We start from the raw sequence: 24,878 nt of genomic DNA, 5'->3' as shown, positions 1-24,878 counted from the left end.
AGGCTTGTTGCTATGGAATCGACCGCGATGATCACCCCCGGACTCGCTCGTGACCTCGCCGCTCTGGGGCGGCTGGGGGAGGACACTTCGACGGAGAGCGTGCTGCGCGGCCTGACCACTGCGCTCGCGGCGGGCGTGCCCGGTTGTTCGGGAGCCTCCGCCGAACACTGGCGCGACCACCGGGTGACGGTCTCCGGCTCGCACAGCGAGCTCATCATGCTCGTCGAGGGCGAACGCGAGCTGGGGGAGGGCCCGTCCATCGAGGCCAGGCGCAGCGGCGGCCGCGCCACCGTGATCGACGTGCTCAAGGAGACCCGCTGGCCCCGCTATGACGCGCTGGCCACCCGCTGGGGCGTGCGCTCGGTCCTGATCGTGCCCATCGAGGTCGCGCCCGCCCTGCTGGTCGTCGGGCTCTATTCGGTACGTCCCGGGGCGTTCGCCCCGCAGGGCGCCAGCTCCCTGGCCGGCATGCTGACCGAGCAGGTCGGCGTGGCCATGGCCAACATGTGGGAGTTCGAGGAAGTGCGCACCGACGCCGCCCAGCTCCAAGAGGCCCTCGCCGGTCGATCGGTGATCGACCAGGCCAAGGGCATCATCATGCAGACCAGCGGCTGCAGCGCCGAGGCCGCCTTCGAGGAGCTGCGCAGGATCTCCCAGCACCATCAGGTCAAGGTGGCCGACCTGGCCAGGCTGCTGGTCGACGAGCACCAGCGCAAGTCGTCACGGCGCTGACCTTGTTTTACGGCCTCACCCAATGGCGGCCAGCGCGTCGTCCAGCGTGTCGTAGAGCGGCAGGCGCTGCGCGAGCCCTGTGATCCACATCACCTTGGATTTCGAGTATTCCACCCCGATCAGGGCGAACTTGGCCCCTGCGGCCAGGCTCGTCTGCCAATGGTGGACGATCAGCCCGAGCGCGCGCGAATCCATGAACGTCACCCCGGCCAGGTCGAGGATCAGGTCCGAGCCCGCCATCGACAGGTAGTCGGCGAACTGTTCGCGTGTCGTGGCGTCGAGCACGCCGTCGACTCTGATCACTGTGATCGCGTCAACGGTCGACGACGTCAGGCTCAGGGCCGCCACGGGCCCGTCGCCGTTCTCCGGCATTGTCACGGAGCAACCCTACTGTCACCACACGATCGAGGAATACTTCCCGCGACATGGGGGAGACTGGATCCGAAGTCCAGCAGAGGGCTTCGGTCTCGAGAGTAGAGCGAGGCGTGCCTCTGCATGGGCTTTTTTGCTTGGGGAGGAACGCCTGCGATCCATATGAGGAGCAGCCATGGCTGTGCAGGAATACATCCTCGAGGAGATGACCGCGGAAGAACTTCTGGCCGACATGGTCAGGGAAGAGACGCCCGACAGTCACAGGGAACGCCTGCGCGAGCGCATCGTCGAGATGCACAGGCCGCTGGCCATGGAGATCGCCAGGCGATATCGCTACCGCGGTGAACCTTTGGAGGATCTCCTCCAGGCCGCGTATGTTGGCCTGATGAAGGCCGTCAACGGCTTCGACCCGACCCTCGGTCACGCGTTCAGGGGCTACGCGGTCGTGACCATGACCGGCGAGGTCAAACGGCACTTCCGCGACCGCACCTGGGCCATCCGGGTGCCGCGTCTCTACCAGGAGCGCCGCTCCGAGCTCAACCGGCTCGTCGCCGATCTCAGCCAGGACCTCGGCCGGTCGCCGACCGTGGCGGAGCTGGCCGCCAAGATGAACATCACCGAAGAGGACGTCCTGCTCACGCTCGACGCCTCCGCCGCGTACAGCACCCTGTCGCTCGACGCGCCCCTCGGCACGGACGACGACGCCGCCTCGCTCGGCGACGTCATCCCCGAGGACGACGACACGCTGAGCAACATGGTCGACCGGGAAGCCGTCAAACCGCTCATCGACGCGCTCCCCTCCAGGGAAAAGCACATCCTGCTGCTACGGTTCTTCGGCAACATGACACAGGCCGAGATCGCAGCCGAATTCGGAATCTCACAGATGCATGTTTCGCGAATCCTCCGCAAGGTTCTCGATCAGCTCCGTACTGAGCTGGTCGGCTGAAAAGGGCGGTCGCCGGGTGAACGAGGACGTCGAGCCTCAGTCGGGCTACACGAGCCCGCCACCCGGCGCGCCCGTGAAGCGGCTTCGTTTCCGGCTGCCGGACCTGCCTGAGGTCCGGCAGTTCGCCGAGGACGAGGCGCGCGGCGCCGGCATGCCCGAAGAGGCGATCGGCGACTTCGTCATCGCCGTCAACGAGGTGGCGACCAACGCCGTCACGCATGGGGACGAGCAGGCTTACCTGCGTACCTGGGTGGTGAACGGCGATCTGATCGTCGAGGTGCACGACGAGGGGGCGTGGAAACCGGGCCCGATGCCGGGCGCCGTGGGCGGGATGGGCCTCTGGGTGGCCCGCCTGCTCTCCTCGGACCTGACGCTGCGGGTCGGCAGCGGCGGCAGCACCGTGATCATGCGCTTCCCCGGCAAGGGGTGACAGCCTTTGCACGACGACAGGCCCTCTTTGCACGACAGCAGGCCCCGCTTTCACGGCGGGGCCTGCGGCATTCCTCTCGCTCATCTGCTTCATTGCTTCAACGGCGGGCTCTGGATCTGCCGCGCCAGTTGCTGTAGCCCGACCGGATGCTGGCCGTGCCGACACCTGCCTGATGCAGGGCCAATAGAGCCAGTCCCAGCAGGACGAACGTCATACCGGAGATTCCGCCGGGGATGCTCGCGCCTACGAGGTCGAGCAGGAACCCCAGCCCGAAGATGATCGCTGCGACGACTGCGAGCATGTCATGTCACCTCGTTCCCTGACTCTGATACTGGGTGGGGGACTTGCTGGACAGGGCGAGCAGGCGCTCCAGCACGCTCCTGTAGTCGCGCAACGCCAGGCGCAGTTGCTCGGTGTCGCTGTTCTCGGCGCCCTTCCAGCTGTCGCGCAGGGTGTTCGTCCGGGTGGTCAGGGTGTTGGTGAGCGACTCCACGACCTCGCCCACCAGCCCGTCGGCGCGCTCCACGGCCTGGCCGGGATCGTCCACGAACGAGGCCTGCAGGTCGCGCCAGCGAGCCTGTACCTCGGTGGGGTCCTGGTCGAACAGGACGATGTCGTCGGGCGCGGCATGGGCGGCCGGGACGGCCTCCTCGGGCTCGGCGAGCATGTCGCCGCCGGTCTTGGCGTACGGGTCCCGGTGGGCCGGGTCGGGGCTGTCCCCGGAGACGGGCGTTACGTACTCGTCGTCCACCCGGGGGCTGTGCGCCGTCGCCACGACCACGTCGTCGTCGGCGCGCACGTACCCCTTGTCGTAGTCCTTCTCCTCGTCGTCCCGCGTGCCATCGGCAAGATCGCTTCGCGCGATCTCATCGTCGGTGTCCTGGCCACGATCCTTGCCGGGAAACTCCTCGGCCCTGACCGTTTCCGACTCCTCCAGACGGGCCTTGTCGTCGTCACCCTCAGCCACGTCGTTGCGTTGTTGCGACGGCACCTTCAGCTCGTCGCTGCTGCTCATATCGTTCACCGTCCTCGGGTGGTTTCTTGTAGCAGCTCCTCGAACAGCGCGCGGTAGTGGACCATGGCCTGGCGGAGGTCCTCGGTGGAGGCCTCCTTCCTGGCCGCCCGCCCACTGATCTCGTGAGCCGTCCTGTAGTGATCGAGCGTCGCCGCGTGCCCCACCGAAAGGTCGGACAGCCGCTGCTCGTAGTCCTCCGTCGGATAGCCCCGCTCCGCCATGACCGACGTGACCAGCTGATCGGCCTCGGTCACCGCGAACCCCGGTGCGTCCACGAAGCGTTCCTGCACCTCGGTCCACCGATTGGCGTAGGTGTCTCGCGACTCCTCCGTCAGCGGCCGGATGTCGAGTTCTGAATGCCGCTGCTCACGGTTGAGCAGCTCCTGCTCCGCCTCACGGCGGTTGTCGTGCTCGGCGACTATGCGTTCGTACTCCGGGCCGAAGCGTTCGCGGAGATGCGAGCGGCGCTTCTGCTGCTGCAGCACGACATACACTGCGGCGAGCGCCACCACCGCGACCACGACGACGGCCACCCATATCCAGGTGGTCATGATGTTCGCCTCCGGTCTCTGTGTTGAGACCAGCGACTGCCCTCGAACAGGTATGTCGAAACTCGCGTCTTAGTGTGCTTCTAGCCCTTTCCTGGCCGCGGCCAGCACAGATGCGACGTGTGAGCCCGCTGGGGCGGCCGGGATCTCGCTGAACCCGTGGGCGGCGTCGTACCGCACGTCGAGCCCGCCATCGACAAGCCGCTGCGCCCACCGCAGGGCGGTGTTCAACCGCTCGGCCGCCGGCGGCTTCCCCTGCGCGGCCGCCGACAGGTTCCGCAGATTGGTGGCCGGCCCGGACTGGGTGTGCACGCGAGCCAGCTTCCAGGGGAGCGCGGCGCTGTGATCCAGCATCGCCTTCGCCAGCCCGGCGGCCCGCTTCGCCTGCAGCACCCCGGACTCACTGACCCCGAAGTGAACGGCCAGCTCCTGCACACTCCTGCCCTCGCCTACGAGCCTGATCAACTCGTTGCGATCGATGGTCGGCTTACGCCCCACGTGGCCGCCTCCGCTCCCGCTTTACCGTGTACGCGTGCACCTCCGATGTGCGCTAAGGTTATGACGTCCCGCCCCGCAGGGGGCGGCCGACACGACCGGGACGTAGCGCAGCTTGGTAGCGCACTTGACTGGGGGTCAAGGGGTCGCAGGTTCAAATCCTGTCGTCCCGACGGTCGAAAAAGGCCAGCCAGACTGGGTGAAAGCCCAGGTCGGCTGGCCTTTTTTGTGATCTTGCCAAGTGGCTACACGGCCCTCAGTCTGGGACCACTTTGGGACCAGCCCGTCGACAGGTGCTCGCTCAGGGCTTGTCCGGCCGCCGTGACGGACGCCCCGTCCGGATGCAGATAGCGCTGGGTGGTGCTGAGGGATCCATGCCCCGCGATCTTCCGGAGGACGTGGATCGGGACACCGGCGTCGGCCATCCATGTCAGCCCGGTGTGACGAAGATCATGACGCCGCAGGTGCTCGTAACCGAGCGAGGCCACGACCTCGTCCCAGTGCGTCGCATCCCGCAGCACGGCGGTGCTGATCCGGCCGCCCCGGGGGCCGGTGAACAGCCGGGCGTCAGGGTCGCGGTCGACGGCGTTGATCCGTTCGAGGACGAGCTCGCGTCCCTCGACGATGATCGGAACCTTCCGGGCCCGTTGATGGCCGCGTGCTGAGCCCTCCCGAAGCCAGCGGCAATCATCGGACGTCAGACCCGACGACCCGGCTTGAACCAGCAACACGTCTCAGCGGATACGGCCGAAATCGTACGGCCGAAATCGTCGCGGGTTGAAGATCAGCGATTCGGCCTGATGGTTCTGGTCATGTAGGCGCAGGTGGGACAGGCGTTGTGCATGGTCGGTGAGAAGGTCAATGACCAACCGCATGATGGAAGAGGATCGGCGAGCTGACCACACAGGCCGATCCCGTCCAGGGACGGCACGGCATGCTGTATGGCTCGACGGCCGATCCAGGTGAAGCCTGCCGCATAGGTGGGGGTAGCTCGACGAGCGGTGGCCACTACCTCCACCGGTTGGAGATCGTTCCAGCAGAAGGTCCAGCGTCGTACTTCAGCGGGACAGTTCAAGACATGGTCGTCCAACTCCACCAAGGCCACGCTCCCCACGCGCAGCACAGCGACGATCAATCCCTTTCGCCCCATCAACTCGTCTTTGTAGGCACGTGTCGGAGCATGACTGTGCAAAGTGCCTGTGATCTCTACGCGGCTGCCGATCCTGGAGTACGTACAGCTCGGCGTGCATAGGCGACCGGCTTGGATGTGTGGACACGATGAATCGCCCGGAAATGGCACGTCACATCGTTGGTGCTGGAGGGTCGGCGTCTCTGCGAGGGGTGTTGGGCGGTCGGTCTGTTGCGGCGGTTCAGTACAGGGTGGCTCTGGTGGTGCGGAGCGAGGTTGAGTTGCGGAATCAGGAATCGGCCTCCTGCCTCCTGCTCCTCCTCTCCTGGCCGTTCACGTCCAGGGAGATGGTGTGCGGGTGATCAAGCCCTCGGATTGGTACGGGTGAGATCCATGTGACAAGAGACGGCCACTCCGTAATCCTTCGATTCGCTCATATCAACGCGTTCACGTTTGCGCAGGTGGTGGTGTGATCGGCAAGGAGGAACGCGCGGATCGTGGCGGCGATGGCGCGATAATCGGGGTCGAACCAGATCATGTGGCTGTCGGCGTGGCTTTCCACCAGCTTTGCTCGCGGGAGTGCCGCGACCAGGGATTGGGCGTGCGCGAAGGGCACCGAGCGATCGTTGCGGCTGGCGATGAGCAGAGCGGGCTGGCCGACATCAACGGTGCAGTCGGCCACCGGGAGCATGTCGGCGACGAAGCCGTGGCCTGAGCGCATCGAGGCGTACAGGTCGCTCAGCAGGGCGCGGTCGGCGGGGTGCAGCCGGGCCAGGACCTGGCCGGCGGGCAGCAGGGACAGCTCGCGCGTGAGCAGCCTCAAGCCCGGCCCCGGCGCGAGGCGGATCATCGTGCGGACGAGCGCCCAGGTGACCGCCTCGATCCTGGGGTGGAAGATCAGCCGTCCGCCGAGGCGGGTCAGCCGGTCGGGCCAGGGCAGGAAACCGACCGCGCTCTGCAGAATCACGCGCTGCACCAGGTCCGGGTGGCGGGCTGCCATGGTCAGCGCGGTCCGTCCGCCGGCGGAGATGCCGACCACCGCCGCGACCTGGCCGATGCCCATGTCCCGGCACAGGCGCGCCATGGCATCGGCGAAGCCCGCCACCGTAAAATCCGCGGTCAACGGGGTACGCCCGTAGCCGGGACGCGAAGGCACGAGCACCCTGAAGCCCGCCTCGGTGAAGACGTCCTCGCCCAAGGCCAGCTGCGCCCGCATGTGACCGCCGTGAAACACCAGCACCGTGCCGCGGCCATCACCGGGGCCATCACTGCGGCCGTCACTGTGGTCGGGGCCGTGCATCCGGTACTCCACCGTTCCCCGCTTCACACGGGCCAGGACCAGGTCCTGCTCTCCTGCAAAGGCGCACCAACGTGCAGGTTTGACCGGCTTCGTCGCGGGAGCCTGTGCGGTCCCGTCTGCACGGTGCTGTCGCGGGGAACCGGTCATGTGCGCCTCCGGGGTCGATCGTCGTCTCAGACCTCTTGCCGACCAGGCTTCCCGGCGCACCAGTCTCACCGTAACAGCAGCGGCTTCACCCGTCGAGCAACCAAGATCAGCGAGTCCACGTCACACGTGTTCATGCAACCGGCGGCGACGTCGCCGGACGGGTTGGTTGTACCGGGCGCAGGCACCGGTCGCCTGCGTGGCCGAGGAGCGCTCCAGCTCGGCGCGGCTGTGGCCGGTGGGCCCGCGACCGCTGGAAGGCGAAGGTGGGGCGGGCGTCGTGCGGGGCGCCGCGTGCCGAGTTCGCGGCCGAAGTCGGGGGATCGGGGTCGGACCTCTGACGTCGTGCAGGCGGCCGATCCCGCCACCGATGGTGTTGATCAACCGCGGTGACCGGCCACGGCCCAGGACCACGGTGCGGCTGGTGCGGCCCTTTGCCAAGCGCACCTGTCAGTCAGTCCCTTCTTGACCTGGCGCAGCCGCTCGGGGTCGGCCCGGCGCTGGCCGGTGCCGAACAGCAGGTAGACGAATCGCCCGATCATGCAGAGACCGAGCAAGATGCGTGCGGGCGGCGCCGCAGCCGGACCTGCGCCTGCACACGTGGCCCCTGCACACGTGTCCGCTGTGCCTGATCTTGACGGGTGTTGATAGGTTCTCTACTGGTGAGCCGGGAAGTCTGGTCGGCAGTCTTATCGCCGACCGTGAAAAGGGGCTCGCCGTGCGCGCTCGTGACCTGCTCGCCGCCTTCCCGACCGTGACCGCCGACACTGCGGTGGTCGAGGCTGCCCGGTTGCTGGCCGGCCAGGACCTGCCCGGCCTGATCGTCGTCGACGAGCGCGGGCTGCCGGTCAGCATCTTGCCCGGCACCCAGGTGCTGCGCCTGGCCGTGCCCGGTTACTGCCTGGACGATCCGGCGCTGGCCCGGGTGGTGGATGAGGCGCACGCGGACGCGTTCCTGTCCTCGCTGGCCGATCGGACGGTGCGCCAGGCGCTGCCGCCCGACGGGTCATCCGGGCGCTCATCCGGGCGGCGTGAGCTGCCGGTCACCGATCCGGACGCGACCGTGCTGGAGCTGGCCGCGTTGATGGCGCGCACGCACAGCCCGCTGGTCGCGGTGGTGGAGCAGGGGCGGCTGCTGGGCGCGGTCACCCTGCAGGCGCTGCTGGACCGGGTGCTGGCGGCATGACGGTGCTGGCCTGGCTGTCGGTCGCGGTGTTCCTGGGAGCGTACGCGCTGATCGCCTCGGAGAAGATCCACCGGGTGGCGGCCGCGCTCGGCGGGGCCGGGATCATGCTGGCCATCCACGCCACCGACGCCGGCGGGGCGTTCTTCTCCGAGACCAGCGGCGTCGACTGGAACGTCATCTTCCTGCTGCTGGGCATGATGGTGATCGTCGGCGTGCTGAAACAGACCGGCGTGTTCGAATACCTGGCGATCTGGGCGGCCAAACGCGCCCGTGGCCGGCCGTACCGGCTGATGGTGCTGCTGGTGGTGATCACCGCGTCGGCCTCGGCGCTGCTGGACAACGTCACCACGGTGCTGCTGATCGCGCCGGTCACTTTCCTGGTGTGTGAGCGGCTGGCATTGCCGGTGGTGCCGTTCCTGATCGCCGAGGCGATGGCGTCCAACATCGGCGGCGCCGCCACCCTGGTCGGCGACCCGCCCAACATCATCATCGCCAGCCGGGGCGACCTGTCCTTCAACGACTTCCTCGTGCACATGGCGCCGATGGTCATCGTGTTGATGGTGGTGTTCATCGGGCTATGCAAGCTCATGTTCGGCAAGGCGTTCACCTACGACCCCGAACGCGCGGCGGAGATCATGCACCTCAACGAACGTGAGGCGATCGCCGACCGTAGGTTGCTGTGGCAGAGCTTGGCGGTGCTGGCGCTGGTGATGGCGGCGTTCGTGGCTCATCCGGTGCTGCATTATGAGCCGTCGGTGGTGGCCGTCCTCGGGGCGGGGGTGTTGGTGGCGGCCACCAAGGTGACCACCGAGCAGGCCATCGCCGAGGTCGAGTGGCCCACCCTGGTGTTCTTCATGGGTTTGTTCGTCATGGTCGGCGCGCTGGTGCAGACCGGCGTGATCGGCCGTATCTCTCAGTTGGCGGTGGAGGCCACCTCGGGGCAGCTCGCGCTGACCACGATGGGGCTGCTGTGGGCCTCGGCCGGGATGTCGGCGATCGTGGACAACATCCCCTATGTGGCCACGATGAGTCCCATCGTCGCCGACCTGGTGCAGGCAGGCGGCGGCAATGGCGCCGGGCAGGTGCTGTGGTGGGCGCTGGCCTTCGGCGCCGATCTGGGCGGCAACGCCACTGCCGTCGGTGCCGCCGCCAACGTCGTCGTGATCGGCATCGCCGCCCGCAACGGGCACCCGATCAGCTTCTGGCAGTTCACCAGGTACGGCCTGATCGTCACCGTCGTCACTGTGGCGCTGGTGACGCCGTACCTGTGGCTGCGCTACCTGGCCTGATCTGACTTGACCCACCGGAGCGAAAGGCAGCCGATGCGTGCGGATGAGCTGGCCGTGCATACGGAGTGTGAGGAGACGGTGCTGGTGGTGCGCCTGGAGGGCGAGCTGGTCTGGCCTGCGGCGCGCGGGCTGAGCACGCGGGTGCAGGCGTCCTTGCCGGCCGGGCCGGCGGCGACGGTGATCGATATGTCGGGGGTGAGGTTTCTGGACTCCTCCGGAGTGGCGGCCCTGCTGGCGCTCTACCAGAGCCTGGCCGAGGCGCAGGCGGTGGTGGCGTTCGCGCGGCCCACTCCGCTCATCGAGCGCCTGCTGACCATCGCCGGCCTGCATGATCACCTGCCGCTCTACGACACGCTTGAGGCCGCGCGCCGCGCTGCCGGCGGCCTGCTCGTGGGTCAGTCGGCCAGCGGTCGCGGCCTGGCCGACCTGGCGGAGCAGGTCCGTGATCGTGGCGAGTGAGGGCATCGGCCCGTCTGCGACGCGGGCGGCCAGACGGTCGAGGTCGCCTAGCATGGTCATCAGCTCGTCCATGGCGGATGTTCCTCCCTGGTGGACGGAGAGCCCGGCTTCGGCGCGGGAGCTGACGGTAGGCCGGCGGGGCGACGGGCGAGGCTTGAAGCGGGCCACAGCGGCGCATCAGGGTGCCATACGTCGCCTGCACAGGAGGTTTCCGCAGTCAGCAGGATGCACTTGCCCAGCGGAAGATTGTTTTCGACAATATCCAGCTGGGCTTGTACCGGGGAGAACGAGGGCCCACTCCGGGAGGCCGGTGCCGCTTGGCCCTGTCGGCGCCGTGTACTGCCGGATCGCTACCGCCGGATCGGCAGGCCGGTGGCGGGGTCGAACGGCTCCCACCGTTGCACGACGGTCTGCCGCACCCCCTGGTCGAGCTGGGCCGTCATACAGTGTTGGCCCCTCGTAGTAGCGCTAGCGGAGCCGGTCGAGGCACAGGTTGGTGATGATATTGGTCAGCCATGCTTCCGGCGCCTTGATCCGCTGCCGGTGGGCGGCTGCCAGTGCAAGAACGCGTCCTGCACGGTGTCTTCGGCGTCGGCGGCGGAGTTCAGCAGCTGGTAGGCCAGTGAGGCCAGCCGGTTCCGGCTGGCCTCGAACCGATTGGTGTCCAAGCGATCAGTGGCGGTGCTGTCCACGCGGACCACGTGAGGCGGTTACGCGAGCGCCTTCTCGGCGGACGCATCCGGCGCGGTGGCCAGGCGGCGCTTGCGTTTGGGCAGGCCAAAGGTCGGGTGCGAGATGCCCCACAGCGAGATCTGGAGGATGCCCGACTTGATCCGCGCGGCCTTCCGGCCGCCCACGTACTTTGGCTTTGCTTGCGCTTCGTCGTCGACCATCTGCAGGATCCCGTCCCGCCGTCCGAGGCTGATGTGGTTGCCCGGGTAGTCCAGCTTGCTCGTCACAATCTTGCGGCCGGTCAGACGTGCCACGATCGCGTCCGTGGCCTGCCGGCCGGTGGAGCCGGCCGACGCGCAGGACATCGGCAGCGGCCGGCCGTTGTCGCCGATGGCGTAGGCGCTATCGCCGGCGGCGTAGATGTTCGGGTGCGAGACCGACCGCATGGTGTCATCGACGACGATCTGACCGTTCTCGGTGACCTCCAGCCCGCTGGCGGCGGCGATCGGGTTGACCGCGAACCCGGCCGTCCACACGGTTGCATCGGACGCCAGGGCGGTGCCGTCGGCGCACAGCACCCGCGTCGCTTGGACGGCTTCGACGCTGGTGTGCTCCAGCACGGTGATGCCCAGCCGGTCGCAGGCCTGGCGCAGGTGGCTGCGGGCTCCGGCGGACAGCCGGGCGCCCAGCTCGCCTCGGGCGATGAGCGCCACCGACAGGCCGGGCCGGGATTCGGCGAACTCGGTGGCGGTCTCAATGCCGGTCAACCCGTCGCCGACGACCAGCACCCTCCCGCCTTCGCCCCGCCTGTCCAGGCTGTCCAGGCTGTTCAGGCGCTCGCGCAGGCGCAGCGCCGCGGGCCGGGCGGTGACGTGGAAGGCGTACTCGGCCACGCCGGGGACGCCGCAGTCGGCGACGTGGCTGCCGAGCGCGTAGACAAGCGTGTCGTAGCCGAGCTCGCCGTCGCCGCCGCCGTCGGCGTCAGCGACGGCGACGGCGACGACCTGGCGCTCAGGGTCGACGGCGGTGACACGGGCCAGGCGCAGCCGTATCCCCGTGCCCGCGAAGACGTCGGCGAGCTTTTGAGCCTCGATCTCCTGGCCGGCCGCGAGCTGGTGCAGCCGCAGCCGCTCGACGAAGTCCGGCTCAGCGTTGACCACGGTGATCTCGGTGTCCGCCGGGGACAGCCGACGGGCCAGGTTCCCGGCCACGTAGGCCCCGGCATAGCCGGCGCCAAGGACGACGATGCGGTGCTTCATGTGTTGCTCCTGTCGGTTCGCTTGCTCCCGGTGAGTTGACTCGCCCCTGGGTCACCGATTTTCTTGATCGAGGTTGCCGTGAGCCTGCGCCGACAGGTCCTGCCATTCGGCCCAGGTCTTGAGCCGGTCGGCGTAGACCTGCTGGAGCATCGGGTAGAAGCCCTGCCCGAAGAGCACCCGCAGGGGCGGGTTGTCGGAGTCGACGAGCTTGAGGAGCGCCTGGGCCGCGGCGGCCGGGTCGCCGGCGGGCTGCTTTCCCGCGAACGCGGCGATGCGCTGGCGAAGGCCGTCGTAGATCGGGTCGGGCTCGGACAGGTGGCCGTTGTTGAGGGGATCGGGGTTCTTGCCGGACCTGGTGGCGAAGCCGCCGGGCTCGATCACGGTCACCTTGACGCCGAAGTCGGCGACCTCTTGGGCGAGGGATTCGTTCAGGGCTTCCAGAGCCCACTTGGAGGCGCTGTAGGCGCCGCTGAGCGGCATCGCCATGAGCCCGGCCGCCGAGGACAGCTGGATGATGTGCCCCGCGCCCTGCTCGCGCAGGTAGGGCAGCGCGGCCTGGATCACCCACACCGCGCCGAACAGGTTGGTCTCCAGCTGGTCGCGCAGGTCCTGCTCGGTCAGCTCCTCGACCGCGCCGACCTGGGCCCAGCCGGCGTTGTTCACGACGACGTCGAGCCGGCCGAAGTGCTCCCTGGCCCGCTTGACGCTGTCGAAGACGGCGGCCTTGTCGGTCACGTCCAGCTCCAGCGCAAGCACCGCCTCGCCGTAGGCGGCGACCAGCTCATCAAGGCTCGCGGCGGTCCGGGCGGCCGCGGCCACCTGGTCGCCGCGCGACAGGGCGGCCTCGACGAAGTTGCGGCCGAGGCCGCGGGACGAACCGGTGACGAACCAGACCTTGCTCATGATGTCCTTCCGTTCTTTCTGCGGTGGCGGTCGCGCGGCGGTCACCACGCAACCGGCCAAAGGCGATCGACTCGGGGAGTTTTGTGCCGCGCGAATCGTTCGCGCGGCGTCCTGACGACCATGAGGCGCCGGCGACCCGGTCCCTGTGACAGCGCGGTCATGTGACGTGTGTCACCGATCACGGATGTCACACAGCGGTCGGCGCCGGCGCCTTGTGCATGGAGCAGGATTTGCGGGTGAACTGGGAGGAGCCAGGTATGAACGAGCGCAGGGATGCAACGACGGGCACAGCCGAGCCGATGGCTGGCGACAGCCGGATGGCCTGCGTTTCCGAGGCGACCGAGGCATTCCTCGCCCACCGCAACCTGCTGTTCACCGTCGCCTACGAGATGCTCGGCTCGGCCGCCGACGCCGAGGACGTCCTGCAGGAGACCTGGCTGCGGTGGATGAAGGTCGACCTGGGGCAGGTGCTCGACCAGCGCGCCTACCTGGTGCGGATCGCCACCCGGCGCTCGCTCGACCGGCTGCGCACCATGAAGCGCCGCAAGGAGGCGTACGTCGGCCCCTGGCTGCCCGAGCCGCTGCTCACCGCGCCGGACGTGGCCGAAGACGTCGAGCTCGCCGAAAGTGTGTCGATGGCGCTCATGCTCGTCCTGGAGACGTTGTCGCCGACCGAGCGCGCCGTCTTCGTGCTGCGCGAGGTCTTCGACGTCGGCTACGACGAGATCGCGGCCGCCGTCGGCAAGAACGCCGCGGCCGTCCGCCAGATCGCGCACCGCGCCCGGCGGCACGTCGATGCCCGCCGCCCGCGCGAGGTGGTCTCCGCGAGCCAGACCCGGGCGGTACTGGAGTCGTTTCAGCGCGCGGTCGAAACCAGGGACCTGCAGGGCCTGCTCGACGTGCTCGCCCCCGAGGTCGTCCTGATCAGCGACGGTGGCGGCGTCAAGCAGGCCGCGCCGCAGCCGATCATCGGCGCCGGCAAGGTGGCCCGCATGATCGTCAGCGGCCTCGGCAAGGCCCAGATCGCGCTCGCCGGCGAACCCACCGTGGTCAACGGCAACCCGGCACTCCTCCTGCGCGTGGACGGCGACATCGACGGCGTCATAGCAGCCCGGGTCGAGGACACCCGCATCACCGGCCTCTACTACGTCCGCAACCCGCAGAAGCTGACCCGCATCGCATCCGAGACCCCGCTCACCCTGCGATGAACACCGGTGACGAGCCGGCCCACAGCCTCGGAGCGATATGGACCTGACGGTGGCCCAACAGGCGACTCTCGTCCCACGCGAAACCGACGATGTGGATCACGCTCCGAGGCCGCCACAAGCAGAACAAATTCCCCACTGGGAGGTCATTCATGACGAAGAGCGTTACCGGCGAACTCGCCGGTCTGGAACTACCGGTCGAGCGGGGCTGCCCGTTCGCCCCGCCCGCAGCCTACGAGCAACTGCGCGAACAGGCGCCGATCAGCAAGGTCCGCCTGACCAGCGGCGGCGAGGCGTGGTGGGTGTCCGGGCATGAGGAGGCCCGTGCCGTCCTCGCCGACGGCCGCTTCTCCTCCGACAAGCGCAAGGACGGCTTCCCACTCTTCACCCTCGACGCGGCGACCCTGCAGCAGCTCCGCAGCCAGCCGCCGTTGATGCTCGGCATGGACGGCGCGGAACACGCCGCGGCCCGACGCCCGGTGATCGGCGAGTTCACCGTGAAGCGCCTCGCCGCGCTGCGCCCGCGCATCCAGGCCATCGTCGACCACTTCATCGACGACCTGCTCGCCACCGACCAGCGACCGGTCGACCTGGTGCAGGCGCTGTCCCTGCCGGTGCCCTCCCTGGTGATCTGCGAACTGCTCGGCGTCCCCTACACCGACCACGACTTCTTCCAAAGCCGCACCACCATGATGGTGCGCCGGACCTCGCGTGAAGAGCGCCAGCACGCCTTCGCCGAACTGCGCTCCTACATCGACGACCTGATCACCCGCAAGGAGTCCGAACCCAGCGACGACCTGTTCGGCCGGCAAATCGCCCGGCAACGCCAGCAGGGCACCCTCGACCACGCGAGCCTGGTGAGCCTGGCCTTCCTGCTGCTGACCGCAGGCCACGAGACCACCGCGAACATGATCTCGCTCGGCGTGGTCGGGCTGCTCACCCACCAGGAGCAACTGGCCCTGATCAAGGCCGACCCGGGCAGGACGCCCATGGCCGTGGAGGAACTGCTGCGCTACTTCACCATCGCCGACGGGGTCACCTCCCGACTGGCCACCGAAGACGTGGAGATCGGCGGGGTGAACATCAAGGCCGGCGAGGGCGTCATCGTCTCGACCCTGTCGGCCAACTGGGACCCGGCGGCGTTCAAGGACCCGGCCGACCTCGATGTCGAGCGCGGGGCCCGCCACCACCTCGCCTTCGGCTTCGGCCCGCACCAATGCCTCGGCCAGAACCTGGCCCGGATGGAACTGCAGATCGTCTTTGACACGCTGTTCCGCCGCATCCCCACCCTGCGGCTCGCCGCACCGGTCGATGACCTGCCGTTCAAGTCCGACGCCGTCATCTACGGCGCCCACGAACTCCCGGTCACCTGGTGAGCAGGACATGATGCGGATCAAAGCCGACACCCGACCTCTGCGTCGGCTCCGGCCAGTGCGTCCTGACCGAGCCGGCCGTCTTCGACCAAGACGACGACGGCCTCGTGGCCCTGCTGACAGATCACCCCGATGACCAGAGCGCGGCCCAGGCGCGCCACGCCGTCACCCTGTGCCCATCCCGAGCCCTCTCCATCCTGCAGGAGTAAGCCCTACCCCGGGTGGACTGCGCATCCGTCCGTGCCCGTAGCGGGCGGGTAGGTCAGACCTTGCCTCCAGCGCATCCGCGCTGGAGGCAAGGTGCCGAATCCGGTTGATACTCCAGCCGTAGATGGTGATCTCGATGGGGAGGGGCTCCGAGGAGACAGGTGGTCAGCGTCGATCATCTGGACGAGATCGACCACGCCACCGGGGGTGTCCGCTCCTCCGCCTACCCGACTACTCGAGTCCACCGAGACGGAGGGCGTCCCTTATCTCGCGGAGCTTCGTCGGTCGTCGCCGGGGTCCGCTCCTTCGCCTGTCCAGCGAGTCGGAGGGCATCCTCAATCTCGTTGAGTTTCGCGTAGGGCAGGGCGCCCGCCCGCTCGAGCAGGTCGTCCCGGGACACGGTGGTCAGCCACGTGCAAGGGGTAAATCCCGGACATGGGAACGCGAACCGCAGCACGCCTTCAAAGGGCAGTCCTTCCATGGCACCTACTGCCACTTCGATGCCCAGACCGCTGATATCGACGCCCGCCGGAGCCACGACCTGCATCACCCGGATCCCGGACGTGTCGCCTTCCGACAGCAGTACGACCGGCCGCCGCTCGTCGAACTCGACCCACCAGACTTCGCCACGTTGCACATGTCCTCCTGGCACAGGACGGCAGGCGGACGCTGTGCGACCCTGACGCGCTGTGGAGACGGGTGCGGCCACCGTTGATTATCGGTGTGCGAGACAAACGATCATGTGGTGGCCGCAGGTCACGCGTAGACCCTGCCCGTTGGCGGGAGGCGTTCGAGGCGGCCATGGGACCGGATCGCTGGTCGGTTCGCGCGGGTCGAACCCTGCACACAAGACGCCGATCCCGCCGGTTTGTGACAACCGCCGCTGGTGGCCTACATCACACCTCGGCAGTGTCACAGGAATCGGGTCGACACCGTCACATGGTCGCAAGTACAACGACGTCAGGAGAGAACATGACCTCAGTATTGATCACTGGAGCGAACAAAGGCCTGGGCTACGAGACGGCGCGGAGGCTCGGAGAGCTGGGTTGGCGGGTCTTCCTCGGCTCACGCGATGAGGACCGGGGAAGCGCCGCCGCGCAGAAGCTGGCCGCCGACGGCGCACACGTCATCATGGTCCCCTTGGACGTGACCTCGGAGGAGTCGGTGGCCGGGGCTGTGCGGCTGGTCCGGCAGCACACCGACCGGATGGACGTGCTGATCAACAACGCCGGCACGCCGGGCGGCGGTGTCAACCCGGCGGACGCGACGGCCAAGGACATCCACGCCGTCTACGACACCAACGTGTACGGGCCGGTCCGGGTCACGAACGCGTTCCTGCCGCTGTTGCAGGCGGCCGATAACCCGCGGGTGGTGATGGTCACCGGCGCCGGGGGGTCTATCGCGTTCGTGACTGACCCCGGGCAAGCCGTCTCGAAGATGTACGAACTCGCCTACACCTCGTCGAAGGCGGCACTGAACATGATCACCGTCCGATACGCTCAGGCGCTGCCGGCCATCAAGTTCAACGCCGTGACCCCCGGCGAGGTCGCCAACGGCAGGTTCCCCGCCACCGACATGAACCGCGCGGGCGTGCTGACGGTCACCGAGGGCAGTGATCCGATCATCGATCGGGCGACGCTCGCCTCTGACGGGCCGACCGGGACCTTCATCGACCGCCTCGGTTCCATCGCCTGGTAGAACATCCCAGAACGGAGAGACAGATGAGCATGGGTTGGCTTGTCACAGGCTCCTGACCACCACCGCCAACCGCAAAGCGATCGACCGGATCCCTATCGAAACCCCGCGCAGCGGCAGATGTTCGGGGAGCAGCCCGATGACCTGTGGCTGTGGGTCGAGACCGGCGAGCGCCGGCAGGCCCGGGACCTGAACACGGCCACGGCCGCGAAGGTCGACCAGTACGTGGCCGCGGTGGAGGCGTTCGCGGCAAGCAACACGGTCATCCTGGCGCTGGCCAACGAGCTGGCCGCGGGCACGATCGAGGCGACGCTGGCCAAGTCGGAACTGGAGCTGGGCGTGGAGACCTTGGCGGAGGCGCTGGCCCGGCAGGCGAACCCGTTCCCGGACGCGTTCGCCGCCGGTATCACGGTGGCCACCTTCGGCGAGCGGCAGCGGACCTCGTTCGAGCATTTCGGCGAGCTCATCGCCGAGTTGTTTCAAGCTGGCCGCGCTGCTGGTGTTCGGTGCGCTGACCGGCCGCCCGGCGCTGCTCGGCTCGGTCGGCTGGACCGGCTGGCTGTTCGCGATCCTGGCGCTGGTGCTGGCTCGCCGGTGACGAACACCCGTGTGCCCGTGGGAGCATCCCTGCCGTTCAGGGCGGCGTCCAAGGCGGCCAGCGCGTCCTGCATGCCGTCGCGGGTGTACAGGCCGCGGCCGTGCCCCCACGGCCCGATGAGCAGCCGGACCTCGCGCCCGGCGGCCAGCAGGCGCGCGTGGTCGGTCAGCATGCTGGGCAGGAAGAAGTCGTGCCAGCCGCCCTGCAGGTGCACGCGGGGCGGCATCCGCTCCACATGGGCGCGGTGGTCCATGCGCGCCCAGTACGCCTGGTCGCGGCCGTTGCTGATCCACTCCTGAAACCAGCTCACCCGGCGCCCGGTCAACACGCGATCGGCCTGTTCCAGCGGAAGCGTGAGGGTGGCGCGGCGCAGCTTGCGGCCGGCGGTGAAGGTGGCCAGCAACTGTCGGGGCAGGGAGAAGTTGCCGCTGAACATGGTGTCCACGAGCTGGACCCAGCCCAGCGCGTTGCCCAGCGCGAAGGCGCCGCCCGGGTACATGAAGTGCTCGGCGAAGGCCGACGGCGCATCCTGGATGAGGGCGATCTTCCACTCGGGGATGTGCCGGGCGGCCAGTTCCCACTGCACGAAGCCCAGGTAGCTGGCCCCCCAGGTGGCCAGCACGCCGCCGAACCACGGCTGGGCGCGCAGCCAGCCCAGCGTGCCGTCGGCGTCGGCCGGGTCGATGACGAAGCCGTCGAAACGGCCGCCGGAGCCGGCCGTGCCGCGCAGGCTCTGATACAGCACCTGGTAGCCGCGCTCGGCCAGCAGCCTTGGCAGCTGATCGAGTGCGTTGCCCCGGCCGTAGGGGCTGCGCAGCAGCACCAGCGGCGGCCGGTCCAGATCAGCCGGGTAGTAGTGGGTGGCCAGCAGTCGCACGCCGTCAGCGGCCGGGATCTCGACATCACGCCGCAGGCGCACCGGGTGCCGGATGGCGGGACGGACGCCGAACAGGCGGCTGAGCAAGGTCATCGGGGGTCATCTCCTCGTCGGCACGTGAGCGAACTCACGTCGCCGACCAGGCTTCCCGGCACACCATCGCATCTCCGGAATGGAGCCGATGCCAGCAATATAGCGAACCTTCAGAACTTTCTGAACCCTTCTGAGGTTCGCTATCCTGATCGCCTACCGGAGGTGACGGGTGAACGACAGGCACGAGCAGTGGCAGGCGGCCGAACGGCTGGCCCTGACCTTGACCGAAGGCGGACTGCAGCGCATGGCCGCCCGGACGCTGGCGGTGTTCCTGTTCACCGACGCCGAGACGGTCACCATGGGCGAGATCGCCGACCGGCTCGGCGTCAGCGCCGGCTCGGTCTCCGGCTCGGTAAAATCCCTGCTCTCGGTCGGCCTCATCGAACGCCTGCCCGCACCCGGCAGCCGCCGCGAGCACTACCGCCTCCGCGACGACGCCTGGGCCACCCTGTTCACCAGCCAGAACACCGTCACCCAGCTCATGCTCGCCGCCGCCGAGACCGGCATCGCCACCACCACAGCCGACGATCCCGCGCATCGACGGCTGACGCAGATGCGCGACTTCTACCAGTTCCTGCTCAAAGAGATCCCCACCCTGCTGCAGCGCTGGCAAGAACGACAGCAGCCACTGCGTTGATCAGGCGCACCTCGCCCCGGCTGGCGCCTCAACGCGCCGGCTGTCATGTCACGACACCGGCGGTGGGACATCGATGGTGAAGGCCTCATCCAGCTGGGTGATGGTGAGGACCCGCTCCAGGGGGCCGTGCACGTGGCTGAGATGAAGGGCGGCGCCCGCGCCGCCGGTGCGACGTTGCGCCTGCAGGAGCGCCCGCAGCCCGCAGGAGTCGCAGAACCTCAGGTCGGCCATATCGACTTCGATCGCGCTGGGCCGTCCGACCAGCACCGCCTCTATCGCCTCGTGCAGCGTCTCCGTCGAGGTGACGTCCAGGTCACCGGTCAGCTGCATGATCGTCCGGGCGTGATCGAAACGGATGTCTACCGTGAGAACAGTCATGTTCAACGGCTGCAAGTCGCGGCGGGGTTGAAGGCATACCTGCACACAATGGTCATGCGCCGACACGAACGCCGCTACACCGCCACTGTACGCGTGCCGTGTGGCGGGTAGGGCGCTGCCGAGTACACTGCCGTTACCCGACGCTGGCGTCCTTTGCTACGCCGGGCCGCCACGCCGCTGGCCAGCAGCCCCGGCGAAGTCGCGTGGGTATATGGCGGCGTCGACGCGCTGCTGGCGCAGGCCGGCCGCCTGTCGAGGGAGGTCTTTATGCGCAGGCGGGCCTGGCTCAGGCATAGGACGCACCTGCGGGGAAGAGGACACTCAGCGCAGCCCGCCGCGCGAGAGCGACGGTCGGCGCGATGAACCCGAGCGTCGAAAGCAGGGAGCCAAGCGGATGGATCCGACTCGGCAGGAGACCGGCAGCGTCACCGGAACTCAGGACAAGGACTACAACCTGATCTGGTTTGTCGAGCAGTGCCTGAGCAACGTGCTGAAGCTGGAGAACTATGTCGCCGACGCCGAACGTGCCGGGGATGAGGAACTGGCCGGCTTCTTTCGCCGCGCTCAGGCCGAAAGCCGCAAGGGGGCCGAGCAGGGCAAGAACTTCCTGCGCCGGCGCTTGGCCGGATGACGCCGCGAAGAGCCCGTGCGGAGCTGCTCATCCGGTCCGCGGCCGAGACGCGTTGCATTGCATCGACGACCGCCCTCTGCCACGTCAAGTCCGGAGATCCCTTCACCATCGCTCTGGGTGGTCGACTTCGCTGACCGAGGCAGTGGGTGGGGAGTGCTGCGAGGTGGACGTGCTGGATCTGATGGGGCGGGGTGGGTGTGGCCGGCTCGCTCCGGCCGAACGCGGGCTGCGGGCGCCTCTTCGAGCGACCGCCGCCCGGCCGTCGTACGGGCGTTCCGGGTCCTGCGGGTCTCCTCACCGCAAGGCGAGCCTGCCAAAGGCATTGGGTGCGCAAGCGGCAACGGCCGTTGACCTGGCGGCAGGCGCAGGTCCGACGGGGCCCTCGCGCGCCGGTTCAGCGGACACCCTTGGCTGATGCCGCAGCGCGGCATCAGCCAAGGGTTCGATCGCGTCGTCGCATCTTGCGCAGCGCGAGCGTCCCTATGCCGAGCAAAGTGAGCGTGCCGACGATCCAGGCGGCGTCAAGTCCTGCCAGCCAGTCGGCGATGGTGGCTTGGACGGCTGTCGCGGTGCTCACGATCGGGTCGTCGGCGGCCCCTCCGGCCAAGACGCGCAGCTCGTACCAGCCGTAGTAGACGACGTACAGTCCGGCCAGGGTGAGCAGGATGCCGCCGGCTCTGGAGACATACGGCAGCAGGCGCCGCAGCCTGGCGAGCGCGGCGGTGCGGGCGAAGGCCACCGCCAGCGACAGTGCGGCGATGACCAGGCCCATGCCGAGCGCGTAGGTGGCGAAGGCGGCCACACCGCCGAGCAACCCGCCGCCGGATAGGGAAGCGGAGGTGACCGCGAGGAACGGCCCGACCGTGCAGGACAGGGAGGCCACCGCATACGACAGGCCGTAGCCGTACAGGGACAAAGGCGAGGTGGTGGGGCGGCCGGTGGCCGGCCCCGGCAGGCGCAGCAGCAGTTCACGACCGGACAGCAACCACAGGCCCAGCCCGGCCAAGACCACGCCGATGACCAGGCTCGCCCACGGTAGGTAGCCGCCCACCGACACCGCCAGCGCGGTGACCGCGAGCCCGAACAGGCCGAAGACCGTGACGAACCCGGCGGTCATGGCCGCCGACAGCATCAGCGCCCGTGCGACGGGCCCGCGGCGTGTGGTCTCCTCATCGTTGATCAGCAGGGTGAGGTAGGCGGGCAACATGGCGAAGCCGCACGGGTTGAACGCGGCCACGGTGCCGGCGGTGAGTGCCAAGGCCAGCGGTAGATCGCTCATGCACGCTCCCGCAATGTGGAGGCGGACACGGCCGGATCACCGGCCGAGGAGTTCGCGTAGGTGCGCGTCCAGCTTGTCCTGGCTGAGCGGGCCCGCGGCCTTCTTTATGGAGCCGTCCGGTTTCATGAACACGAACGTGGACTGCTGACTGATACCCAGCTTCGTCCAGACCGCGCCCTTGGCGTCTGACAGGTGCACGAGGTGGCCGGTACCGGTGCGCTGGACGAATTCCTTCATCGCCGCCTCGGTGTCCAACCCCGCGACCCCGACGAACGCGACCTCACGGTATGTGCCGGCCGCGGTCTTGACCGCGGGCGCCTCGGAAAGGCACTTGGGACACCACGGCGCCCAGAACCAGAAGGCCACCGGCCTTCCCGCCAGGCTCGCGCCCTGGAAGGCCGCACCGTCCAGCGTCCGGGCGGAAAACTTCAGCGTGGCGGGCACGGAAGCCTCGTTCGTAGTTTCCTGCGATGTTGTCGGCGCGGGCGTCAAGGACGTCGACAGGGACGTCGACAGGGACGTCGACGGGGACGGCGTCGGCGCGGAGGTCACAGCGGAAGTCGTCTGGTCCTGCCCTGGCCCGCCGCACCCGGTCATCAGCAGGGCAAGTGCCGCCGAGGCGAGCGCCGTTCGCACTGGGGTCATGCCGCCCACCTTAGAAGCGCGGCTCCGCGTCATTTCTTACAAGCCGATGACGGCCACATGACCCAGGACACGCGGGCGCGGAGCGATTGAGCGCGCGCATCATCAGCAGATCTCGGCCATCGGGCAAGAGCCCTCATTGTGCCCAGCACAGTCCGTTCTGCAGGCTGTGCATCCCCCTTCTGGGGTGATTAACCTACGCCGCTGGGTTGAGGTGCGCAGAGACGTACAGCGTGTGATGGAGGCGGAAATCAACTCCCGGATTGATGCTGCAACCGCCTGGTCTCCTTTACTGTTGTGTGGCCGGGCCAGATCCGGCCGCTGCACCAGATTCTCCGTCGTCAATTCCGTCTTCAATTCGCCGGCATCGGTGTCGGCTTCGGGAGTTGCGCGGACAGGTACCGTGTCAACCAGGGCTGAAGTGTTCTCACGTGGTGAGACCGAGTAGCTGAAGGCCGTCGGTCAGGTGGCTGCGGTAATGATCGGTGGCACCGCCCGCACCAGTCCCGGCATCAACGGCCCCCGTGCACCGCAACGCCGTCCGCCTGGGATGTGACCAAACTCAACGACCCTGCGATCCGTCCGCCGAAGACCCATCGTCGCAGGCATGATCAACGAATACGACAACGGCGCTTAACCGCAGCTCAGCCCACGAAACTCAACAATCGTGCGGCACAGGGTCGGGTCCGGCGAGAGAATTAGGCCGATATGGACCCTTCGACATGGGGCCGACCGACCACCTTCACACCAGCCGGGATTCGGTCATGTCGAGATGCCAGTCGACCACATTGGATGGAGCGGACCGTACCGCCCAGCACAGTTGGCGCAGCATCCAATGTGCCCAGTACATCCGTAGGGTAGCGGGGGCGATTCGGTCGACGAGAATCTCGTCCAGGTGAGCTGCCGCCGCGTTCTCCACGGGGTCGGCGTCCGGCGACTGGACGAACCACTCCCGATCGATGCGGGTTTGGATGAGGGCGAAGAGTCGATCGCCGCGGCTTGCGCCGAGATTCCAGTCGACGACCCCGGTAGCGCGGTCGTTCTCATCGAAGAGGACATTTGCCGCTGTGAGATCGACATGCACCAGGTCATCGCCGACCATTTCGCGGGGCTCTCGTCGGCCGATGCGAAGAATCTCATCCAGTATGTAACGGCTGCGCGGACTGTGCGTCGCTACACCGGTTGAATGCGTAGAGTCTCTGGGTCGTGACGGATAGCGCCCGGTGCGGTACGACCGAAGCATGCGGTACGGGCAGAGGGGTGGATACACGCCCGCGGAGCAGGAACGGCGGGAGCGTGTACGGCTGCGGGCGGCCGGGTGGTTCGCGGCTGGAGAGTCGACCAGGACGGTCGCGGCGCGGTTACGGGTGCACGAGCGGTCGGTGACCCGCTGGCGCAAGGCCTGGCTTGAGGCGGGGAGCAGGCGCTGTGCTCGAAGGGGCCGGTGTCGAAGGAGAAACTGTCGGCCCGACAATGGGCGCGGCTGGATGCCGAGCTGCGGCGGGGACCGCCGGCCTGGGGCTACACCGAGGATCAGTGCTGGACGCCGGGCCGGGTCAAGACGCTGATCGGGCGGCTGTTCCACATCGGCAACACCATCGAGTGCGTGGGCAAACTGTTGTACCGCCATGGCTGGTCGGTGCAGGTCCCGGCCCGGCCCGCCCTGGAGCGGGATGAGGAGGCCATCGCGGTCTGGAAAGACGAGGTGTGGCCGGCGGTAAAAGCACCGCGGCGGACCTGGGCGCCTACATCTGCTTCGAAGACGAGGCAGGCCAGGGGCTGAGGCCGCCGAAAGGACGTACCTGGGCACCGGTGGGCGCCCGGCCGGTGGTCACGGTGCACGGCAAAGGTTCAGGTCGGGTCAACATGGCCGGCGTCGTGGTCTACCGAGACGGCGAACGGTCCCACCTGTTCTACCGCCTGCACGTCTACCGGCGGCGCAAGGGCGAGCCCAAGACCTTCTCCTGGATCGACTACCGAGACCTGATCGTGGCCACTCACCAGCAGCTGCGAGCACCACTGGTCTGGTGCTGGGACAACCTCAACGTGCACCTGGCCGGCCAGCTCGCCGACTTCGCCGCCGAGAACGCCGACTGGCTGCGCATCGTCCAGTTACCCAGCTACGCCCCCGAGCTCAACCCCGTCGAGGGCGTCTGGTCCCTGCTCCGGCGGTCTCTGGCCAACTTCGTCGTCGCCGACCTGACCGGACTCGTCCGGCTCGTTAAACGCAAGCTGAAGAAGATCCAGTACCGGCCCCACCTGCTCACCGGTTGCCTGACCCAGACCGGCCTCACCCTCGAGACCCCGTCAAAACCATGACCGACTCTACGAATTCAACCGGTGTAGCTGGTCGCTCGCGAACTTTTTCCTCGGTTCCTTTACCG

General features: G+C 68.1%; 31 protein-coding genes, 1 tRNA gene and 1 pseudogene. 16 read left to right on the top strand and 17 right to left on the bottom strand.

Going from position 1 to position 24,878, the window contains the following annotated elements; all coding sequences use genetic code 11:
• The first annotated feature begins 12 nt into the window (after positions 1-12).
• On the top strand, positions 13-732 hold the full coding sequence (locus C4V41_RS20030; RefSeq protein WP_103957432.1) for an ANTAR domain-containing response regulator: 720 nt from the start codon (positions 13-15) through the stop codon (positions 730-732).
• A gap of 15 nt (positions 733-747) precedes the next feature.
• Here C4V41_RS20030 and C4V41_RS20025 read toward each other — a convergent pair whose 3' ends face one another.
• Positions 748-1,104: an STAS domain-containing protein gene (locus tag C4V41_RS20025; RefSeq protein ID WP_103957431.1), complete on the bottom strand. Its 357-nt coding sequence runs from the start codon at positions 1,102-1,104 to the stop codon at positions 748-750.
• Positions 1,105-1,279: 175 nt separating this feature from the next.
• Here C4V41_RS20025 and C4V41_RS20020 point away from each other — a divergent pair, with 175 nt between their 5' ends.
• Positions 1,280-2,050 (top strand): SigB/SigF/SigG family RNA polymerase sigma factor, encoded by a 771-nt coding sequence (locus C4V41_RS20020; RefSeq protein ID WP_103957430.1) that lies wholly within the window; start codon positions 1,280-1,282, stop codon positions 2,048-2,050.
• 16 nt (positions 2,051-2,066) lie between these two features.
• Entirely contained in the window at positions 2,067-2,480 is a 414-nt protein-coding gene (locus C4V41_RS20015) for an ATP-binding protein (protein WP_103957429.1), read from the top strand.
• 97 nt (positions 2,481-2,577) lie between these two features.
• Here C4V41_RS20015 and C4V41_RS20010 read toward each other — a convergent pair whose 3' ends face one another.
• The 4 genes from C4V41_RS20010 to C4V41_RS19995 form a co-directional block, all read right to left on the bottom strand.
• Positions 2,578-2,781, bottom strand: a complete 204-nt coding sequence (locus C4V41_RS20010) for a hypothetical protein (RefSeq protein ID WP_103957428.1) — start codon at positions 2,779-2,781, stop codon at positions 2,578-2,580.
• 6 nt (positions 2,782-2,787) lie between these two features.
• Positions 2,788-3,495 carry a hypothetical protein gene (locus C4V41_RS20005; RefSeq protein ID WP_103957427.1) on the bottom strand — a complete coding sequence of 236 codons (708 nt, stop codon included), beginning with the start codon at positions 3,493-3,495 and terminating at the stop codon, positions 2,788-2,790.
• Positions 3,496-3,500: 5 nt separating this feature from the next.
• Positions 3,501-4,046 carry a hypothetical protein gene (locus C4V41_RS20000; protein ID WP_103957426.1) on the bottom strand — a complete coding sequence of 182 codons (546 nt, stop codon included), beginning with the start codon at positions 4,044-4,046 and terminating at the stop codon, positions 3,501-3,503.
• Between the two features lie 69 nt (positions 4,047-4,115).
• Positions 4,116-4,541: a helix-turn-helix domain-containing protein gene (locus tag C4V41_RS19995; RefSeq protein WP_103957425.1), complete on the bottom strand. Its 426-nt coding sequence runs from the start codon at positions 4,539-4,541 to the stop codon at positions 4,116-4,118.
• A gap of 96 nt (positions 4,542-4,637) precedes the next feature.
• Between C4V41_RS19995 and C4V41_RS19990 the strand changes: the two genes are divergently transcribed.
• Positions 4,638-4,711: transfer RNA gene (locus tag C4V41_RS19990), tRNA-Pro, on the top strand.
• A 72-nt stretch (positions 4,712-4,783) separates the two neighbouring features.
• Here the strand turns inward: C4V41_RS19990 and C4V41_RS19985 are convergent.
• Together C4V41_RS19985 and C4V41_RS19980 are read right to left on the bottom strand one after the other, a co-directional pair.
• A complete protein-coding gene (locus C4V41_RS19985; RefSeq protein ID WP_103957424.1) occupies positions 4,784-5,269 on the bottom strand; it encodes a tyrosine-type recombinase/integrase in 486 nt (161 codons plus the stop codon).
• 831 nt (positions 5,270-6,100) lie between these two features.
• A complete protein-coding gene (locus tag C4V41_RS19980) occupies positions 6,101-7,114 on the bottom strand; it encodes an alpha/beta fold hydrolase (protein WP_200824107.1) in 1,014 nt (337 codons plus the stop codon).
• 715 nt (positions 7,115-7,829) lie between these two features.
• Here C4V41_RS19980 and C4V41_RS19975 point away from each other — a divergent pair.
• From C4V41_RS19975 to C4V41_RS19965, 3 genes are read left to right on the top strand one after another with little or no spacing between them, the layout of a single operon-like run.
• Positions 7,830-8,297, top strand: coding sequence for a CBS domain-containing protein (locus C4V41_RS19975; protein WP_103957423.1), 468 nt, complete (start codon positions 7,830-7,832; stop codon positions 8,295-8,297).
• Entirely contained in the window at positions 8,294-9,586 is a 1,293-nt protein-coding gene (locus C4V41_RS19970) for an ArsB/NhaD family transporter (RefSeq protein ID WP_103957422.1), read from the top strand. The genes C4V41_RS19975 and C4V41_RS19970 overlap by 4 nt, the downstream gene beginning before the upstream one ends.
• Positions 9,587-9,619: 33 nt before the next feature.
• Positions 9,620-10,045 carry an STAS domain-containing protein gene (locus C4V41_RS19965; protein WP_103957421.1) on the top strand — a complete coding sequence of 142 codons (426 nt, stop codon included), beginning with the start codon at positions 9,620-9,622 and terminating at the stop codon, positions 10,043-10,045.
• A gap of 509 nt (positions 10,046-10,554) precedes the next feature.
• Here C4V41_RS19965 and C4V41_RS19960 read toward each other — a convergent pair.
• From C4V41_RS19960 to C4V41_RS19950, 3 genes are read right to left on the bottom strand one after another with little or no spacing between them, the layout of a single operon-like run.
• Entirely contained in the window at positions 10,555-10,737 is a 183-nt protein-coding gene (locus C4V41_RS19960) for a sigma factor (RefSeq protein ID WP_235030259.1), read from the bottom strand.
• An 18-nt stretch (positions 10,738-10,755) separates the two neighbouring features.
• Positions 10,756-11,976 carry an NAD(P)/FAD-dependent oxidoreductase gene (locus C4V41_RS19955; RefSeq protein ID WP_103957420.1) on the bottom strand — a complete coding sequence of 407 codons (1,221 nt, stop codon included), beginning with the start codon at positions 11,974-11,976 and terminating at the stop codon, positions 10,756-10,758.
• A gap of 51 nt (positions 11,977-12,027) precedes the next feature.
• On the bottom strand, positions 12,028-12,879 hold the full coding sequence (locus tag C4V41_RS19950; protein WP_103957419.1) for an SDR family NAD(P)-dependent oxidoreductase: 852 nt from the start codon (positions 12,877-12,879) through the stop codon (positions 12,028-12,030).
• Positions 12,880-13,196: 317 nt separating this feature from the next.
• Here C4V41_RS19950 and C4V41_RS19945 point away from each other — a divergent pair, with 317 nt between their 5' ends.
• The 3 genes from C4V41_RS19945 to C4V41_RS19935 all read left to right on the top strand — a co-directional run bounded on the left by C4V41_RS19945 (position 13,197) and on the right by C4V41_RS19935 (position 15,666).
• Positions 13,197-14,087: an RNA polymerase sigma-70 factor gene (locus tag C4V41_RS19945; RefSeq protein WP_103957907.1), complete on the top strand. Its 891-nt coding sequence runs from the start codon at positions 13,197-13,199 to the stop codon at positions 14,085-14,087.
• Positions 14,088-14,236: 149 nt separating this feature from the next.
• Positions 14,237-15,460, top strand: coding sequence for a cytochrome P450 (locus tag C4V41_RS19940; protein WP_103957418.1), 1,224 nt, complete (start codon positions 14,237-14,239; stop codon positions 15,458-15,460).
• A 62-nt stretch (positions 15,461-15,522) separates the two neighbouring features.
• The gene (locus C4V41_RS19935; RefSeq protein WP_200824143.1) at positions 15,523-15,666 is read left to right on the top strand and encodes a ferredoxin; all 144 of its coding nucleotides are present in this window, start codon (positions 15,523-15,525) and stop codon (positions 15,664-15,666) included.
• 221 nt (positions 15,667-15,887) lie between these two features.
• Here C4V41_RS19935 and C4V41_RS19930 read toward each other — a convergent pair whose 3' ends face one another.
• Entirely contained in the window at positions 15,888-16,301 is a 414-nt protein-coding gene (locus C4V41_RS19930) for a type II toxin-antitoxin system PemK/MazF family toxin (RefSeq protein WP_235030258.1), read from the bottom strand.
• A 335-nt stretch (positions 16,302-16,636) separates the two neighbouring features.
• Here C4V41_RS19930 and C4V41_RS19925 point away from each other — a divergent pair, with 335 nt between their 5' ends.
• Complete coding sequence (locus C4V41_RS19925; RefSeq protein WP_103957417.1) at positions 16,637-17,362, top strand: SDR family NAD(P)-dependent oxidoreductase; 726 nt, start codon at positions 16,637-16,639, stop codon at positions 17,360-17,362.
• Positions 17,363-17,404: 42 nt separating this feature from the next.
• On the opposite strand, the gene C4V41_RS63040 is transcribed toward C4V41_RS19925, so the two are convergent.
• Together C4V41_RS63040 and C4V41_RS19915 are read right to left on the bottom strand one after the other, a co-directional pair.
• Positions 17,405-17,842 carry a hypothetical protein gene (locus C4V41_RS63040; RefSeq protein WP_200824105.1) on the bottom strand — a complete coding sequence of 146 codons (438 nt, stop codon included), beginning with the start codon at positions 17,840-17,842 and terminating at the stop codon, positions 17,405-17,407.
• Positions 17,839-18,927, bottom strand: a complete 1,089-nt coding sequence (locus C4V41_RS19915; RefSeq protein WP_103957416.1) for a CocE/NonD family hydrolase — start codon at positions 18,925-18,927, stop codon at positions 17,839-17,841. The genes C4V41_RS63040 and C4V41_RS19915 overlap by 4 nt, the downstream gene beginning before the upstream one ends.
• 169 nt (positions 18,928-19,096) lie before the next feature.
• On the opposite strand from C4V41_RS19915, the gene C4V41_RS19910 reads away from it, so the two are divergent.
• Positions 19,097-19,564 carry a GbsR/MarR family transcriptional regulator gene (locus tag C4V41_RS19910; protein WP_103957415.1) on the top strand — a complete coding sequence of 156 codons (468 nt, stop codon included), beginning with the start codon at positions 19,097-19,099 and terminating at the stop codon, positions 19,562-19,564.
• A gap of 48 nt (positions 19,565-19,612) precedes the next feature.
• Here the strand turns inward: C4V41_RS19910 and C4V41_RS19905 are convergent, their stop codons facing one another.
• Positions 19,613-20,008: an STAS domain-containing protein gene (locus C4V41_RS19905; protein WP_146103718.1), complete on the bottom strand. Its 396-nt coding sequence runs from the start codon at positions 20,006-20,008 to the stop codon at positions 19,613-19,615.
• Positions 20,009-20,336: 328 nt separating this feature from the next.
• Between C4V41_RS19905 and C4V41_RS19900 the strand changes: the two genes are divergently transcribed.
• On the top strand, positions 20,337-20,573 hold the full coding sequence (locus C4V41_RS19900; protein WP_103957413.1) for a hypothetical protein: 237 nt from the start codon (positions 20,337-20,339) through the stop codon (positions 20,571-20,573).
• Between the two features lie 430 nt (positions 20,574-21,003).
• Here C4V41_RS19900 and C4V41_RS19890 read toward each other — a convergent pair whose 3' ends face one another.
• The 3 genes from C4V41_RS19890 to C4V41_RS19880 all read right to left on the bottom strand — a co-directional run bounded on the left by C4V41_RS19890 (position 21,004) and on the right by C4V41_RS19880 (position 23,596).
• Entirely contained in the window at positions 21,004-21,852 is an 849-nt protein-coding gene (locus tag C4V41_RS19890) for a cytochrome c biogenesis CcdA family protein (RefSeq protein WP_103957411.1), read from the bottom strand.
• A gap of 36 nt (positions 21,853-21,888) precedes the next feature.
• On the bottom strand, positions 21,889-22,296 hold the full coding sequence (locus tag C4V41_RS61920) for a redoxin domain-containing protein (protein ID WP_160150342.1): 408 nt from the start codon (positions 22,294-22,296) through the stop codon (positions 21,889-21,891).
• 940 nt (positions 22,297-23,236) lie between these two features.
• Positions 23,237-23,596, bottom strand: a complete 360-nt coding sequence (locus C4V41_RS19880; RefSeq protein ID WP_103957409.1) for a protein kinase family protein — start codon at positions 23,594-23,596, stop codon at positions 23,237-23,239.
• A gap of 139 nt (positions 23,597-23,735) precedes the next feature.
• On the opposite strand from C4V41_RS19880, the pseudogene C4V41_RS66135 reads away from it, so the two are divergent.
• From C4V41_RS66135 to C4V41_RS19870, 3 genes and pseudogenes are all read left to right on the top strand, one after another.
• Positions 23,736-23,852: pseudogene (locus C4V41_RS66135) on the top strand (hypothetical protein); the annotation flags it as partial.
• A gap of 86 nt (positions 23,853-23,938) precedes the next feature.
• Complete coding sequence (locus C4V41_RS63035; RefSeq protein ID WP_200824104.1) at positions 23,939-24,277, top strand: helix-turn-helix domain-containing protein; 339 nt, start codon at positions 23,939-23,941, stop codon at positions 24,275-24,277.
• Positions 24,202-24,813, top strand: a complete 612-nt coding sequence (locus C4V41_RS19870) for a transposase (RefSeq protein ID WP_103957408.1) — start codon at positions 24,202-24,204, stop codon at positions 24,811-24,813. The genes C4V41_RS63035 and C4V41_RS19870 overlap by 76 nt, the downstream gene beginning before the upstream one ends.
• The last annotated feature ends 65 nt before the right edge of the window (positions 24,814-24,878 follow it).

Origin of the sequence: Nonomuraea solani, from assembly GCF_900108335.1 — a bacterium.
GTDB classification, from domain to species: domain Bacteria; phylum Actinomycetota; class Actinomycetes; order Streptosporangiales; family Streptosporangiaceae; genus Nonomuraea; species Nonomuraea solani.
The sequence above is the reverse complement of the archived record's forward strand: the minus strand, read 5'-3'. Positions and strand labels throughout refer to the sequence as shown.

Excerpts from the sequence above, each read along its gene's own strand:
- C4V41_RS19950 (WP_103957419.1), bottom strand. The coding sequence starts at position 12,879 with ATGAGCAAGGTCTGGTTCGTCACCGGTTCGTCCCGCGGCCTCGGCCGC.
- C4V41_RS19955 (WP_103957420.1), bottom strand. The coding sequence starts at position 11,976 with ATGAAGCACCGCATCGTCGTCCTTGGCGCCGGCTATGCCGGGGCCTAC.
- C4V41_RS20020 (WP_103957430.1), top strand. The coding sequence starts at position 1,280 with ATGGCTGTGCAGGAATACATCCTCGAGGAGATGACCGCGGAAGAACTT.
- C4V41_RS19880 (WP_103957409.1), bottom strand. The coding sequence starts at position 23,596 with ATGGTCGGCGATGACCTGGTGCATGTCGATCTCACAGCGGCAAATGTC.
- C4V41_RS19890 (WP_103957411.1), bottom strand. The coding sequence starts at position 21,852 with ATGAGCGATCTACCGCTGGCCTTGGCACTCACCGCCGGCACCGTGGCC.
- C4V41_RS20000 (WP_103957426.1), bottom strand. The coding sequence starts at position 4,046 with ATGACCACCTGGATATGGGTGGCCGTCGTCGTGGTCGCGGTGGTGGCG.
- C4V41_RS19925 (WP_103957417.1), top strand. The coding sequence starts at position 16,637 with ATGACCTCAGTATTGATCACTGGAGCGAACAAAGGCCTGGGCTACGAG.
- C4V41_RS19940 (WP_103957418.1), top strand. The coding sequence starts at position 14,237 with ATGACGAAGAGCGTTACCGGCGAACTCGCCGGTCTGGAACTACCGGTC.
- C4V41_RS19980 (WP_200824107.1), bottom strand. The coding sequence starts at position 7,114 with ATGACCGGTTCCCCGCGACAGCACCGTGCAGACGGGACCGCACAGGCT.
- C4V41_RS20010 (WP_103957428.1), bottom strand. The coding sequence starts at position 2,781 with ATGCTCGCAGTCGTCGCAGCGATCATCTTCGGGCTGGGGTTCCTGCTC.
- C4V41_RS20030 (WP_103957432.1), top strand. The coding sequence starts at position 13 with ATGGAATCGACCGCGATGATCACCCCCGGACTCGCTCGTGACCTCGCC.
- C4V41_RS19970 (WP_103957422.1), top strand. The coding sequence starts at position 8,294 with ATGACGGTGCTGGCCTGGCTGTCGGTCGCGGTGTTCCTGGGAGCGTAC.
- C4V41_RS20005 (WP_103957427.1), bottom strand. The coding sequence starts at position 3,495 with ATGAGCAGCAGCGACGAGCTGAAGGTGCCGTCGCAACAACGCAACGAC.
- C4V41_RS20025 (WP_103957431.1), bottom strand. The coding sequence starts at position 1,104 with ATGCCGGAGAACGGCGACGGGCCCGTGGCGGCCCTGAGCCTGACGTCG.
- C4V41_RS19965 (WP_103957421.1), top strand. The coding sequence starts at position 9,620 with ATGCGTGCGGATGAGCTGGCCGTGCATACGGAGTGTGAGGAGACGGTG.
- C4V41_RS19915 (WP_103957416.1), bottom strand. The coding sequence starts at position 18,927 with ATGACCTTGCTCAGCCGCCTGTTCGGCGTCCGTCCCGCCATCCGGCAC.
- C4V41_RS19945 (WP_103957907.1), top strand. The coding sequence starts at position 13,197 with ATGGCCTGCGTTTCCGAGGCGACCGAGGCATTCCTCGCCCACCGCAAC.
- C4V41_RS19900 (WP_103957413.1), top strand. The coding sequence starts at position 20,337 with ATGGATCCGACTCGGCAGGAGACCGGCAGCGTCACCGGAACTCAGGAC.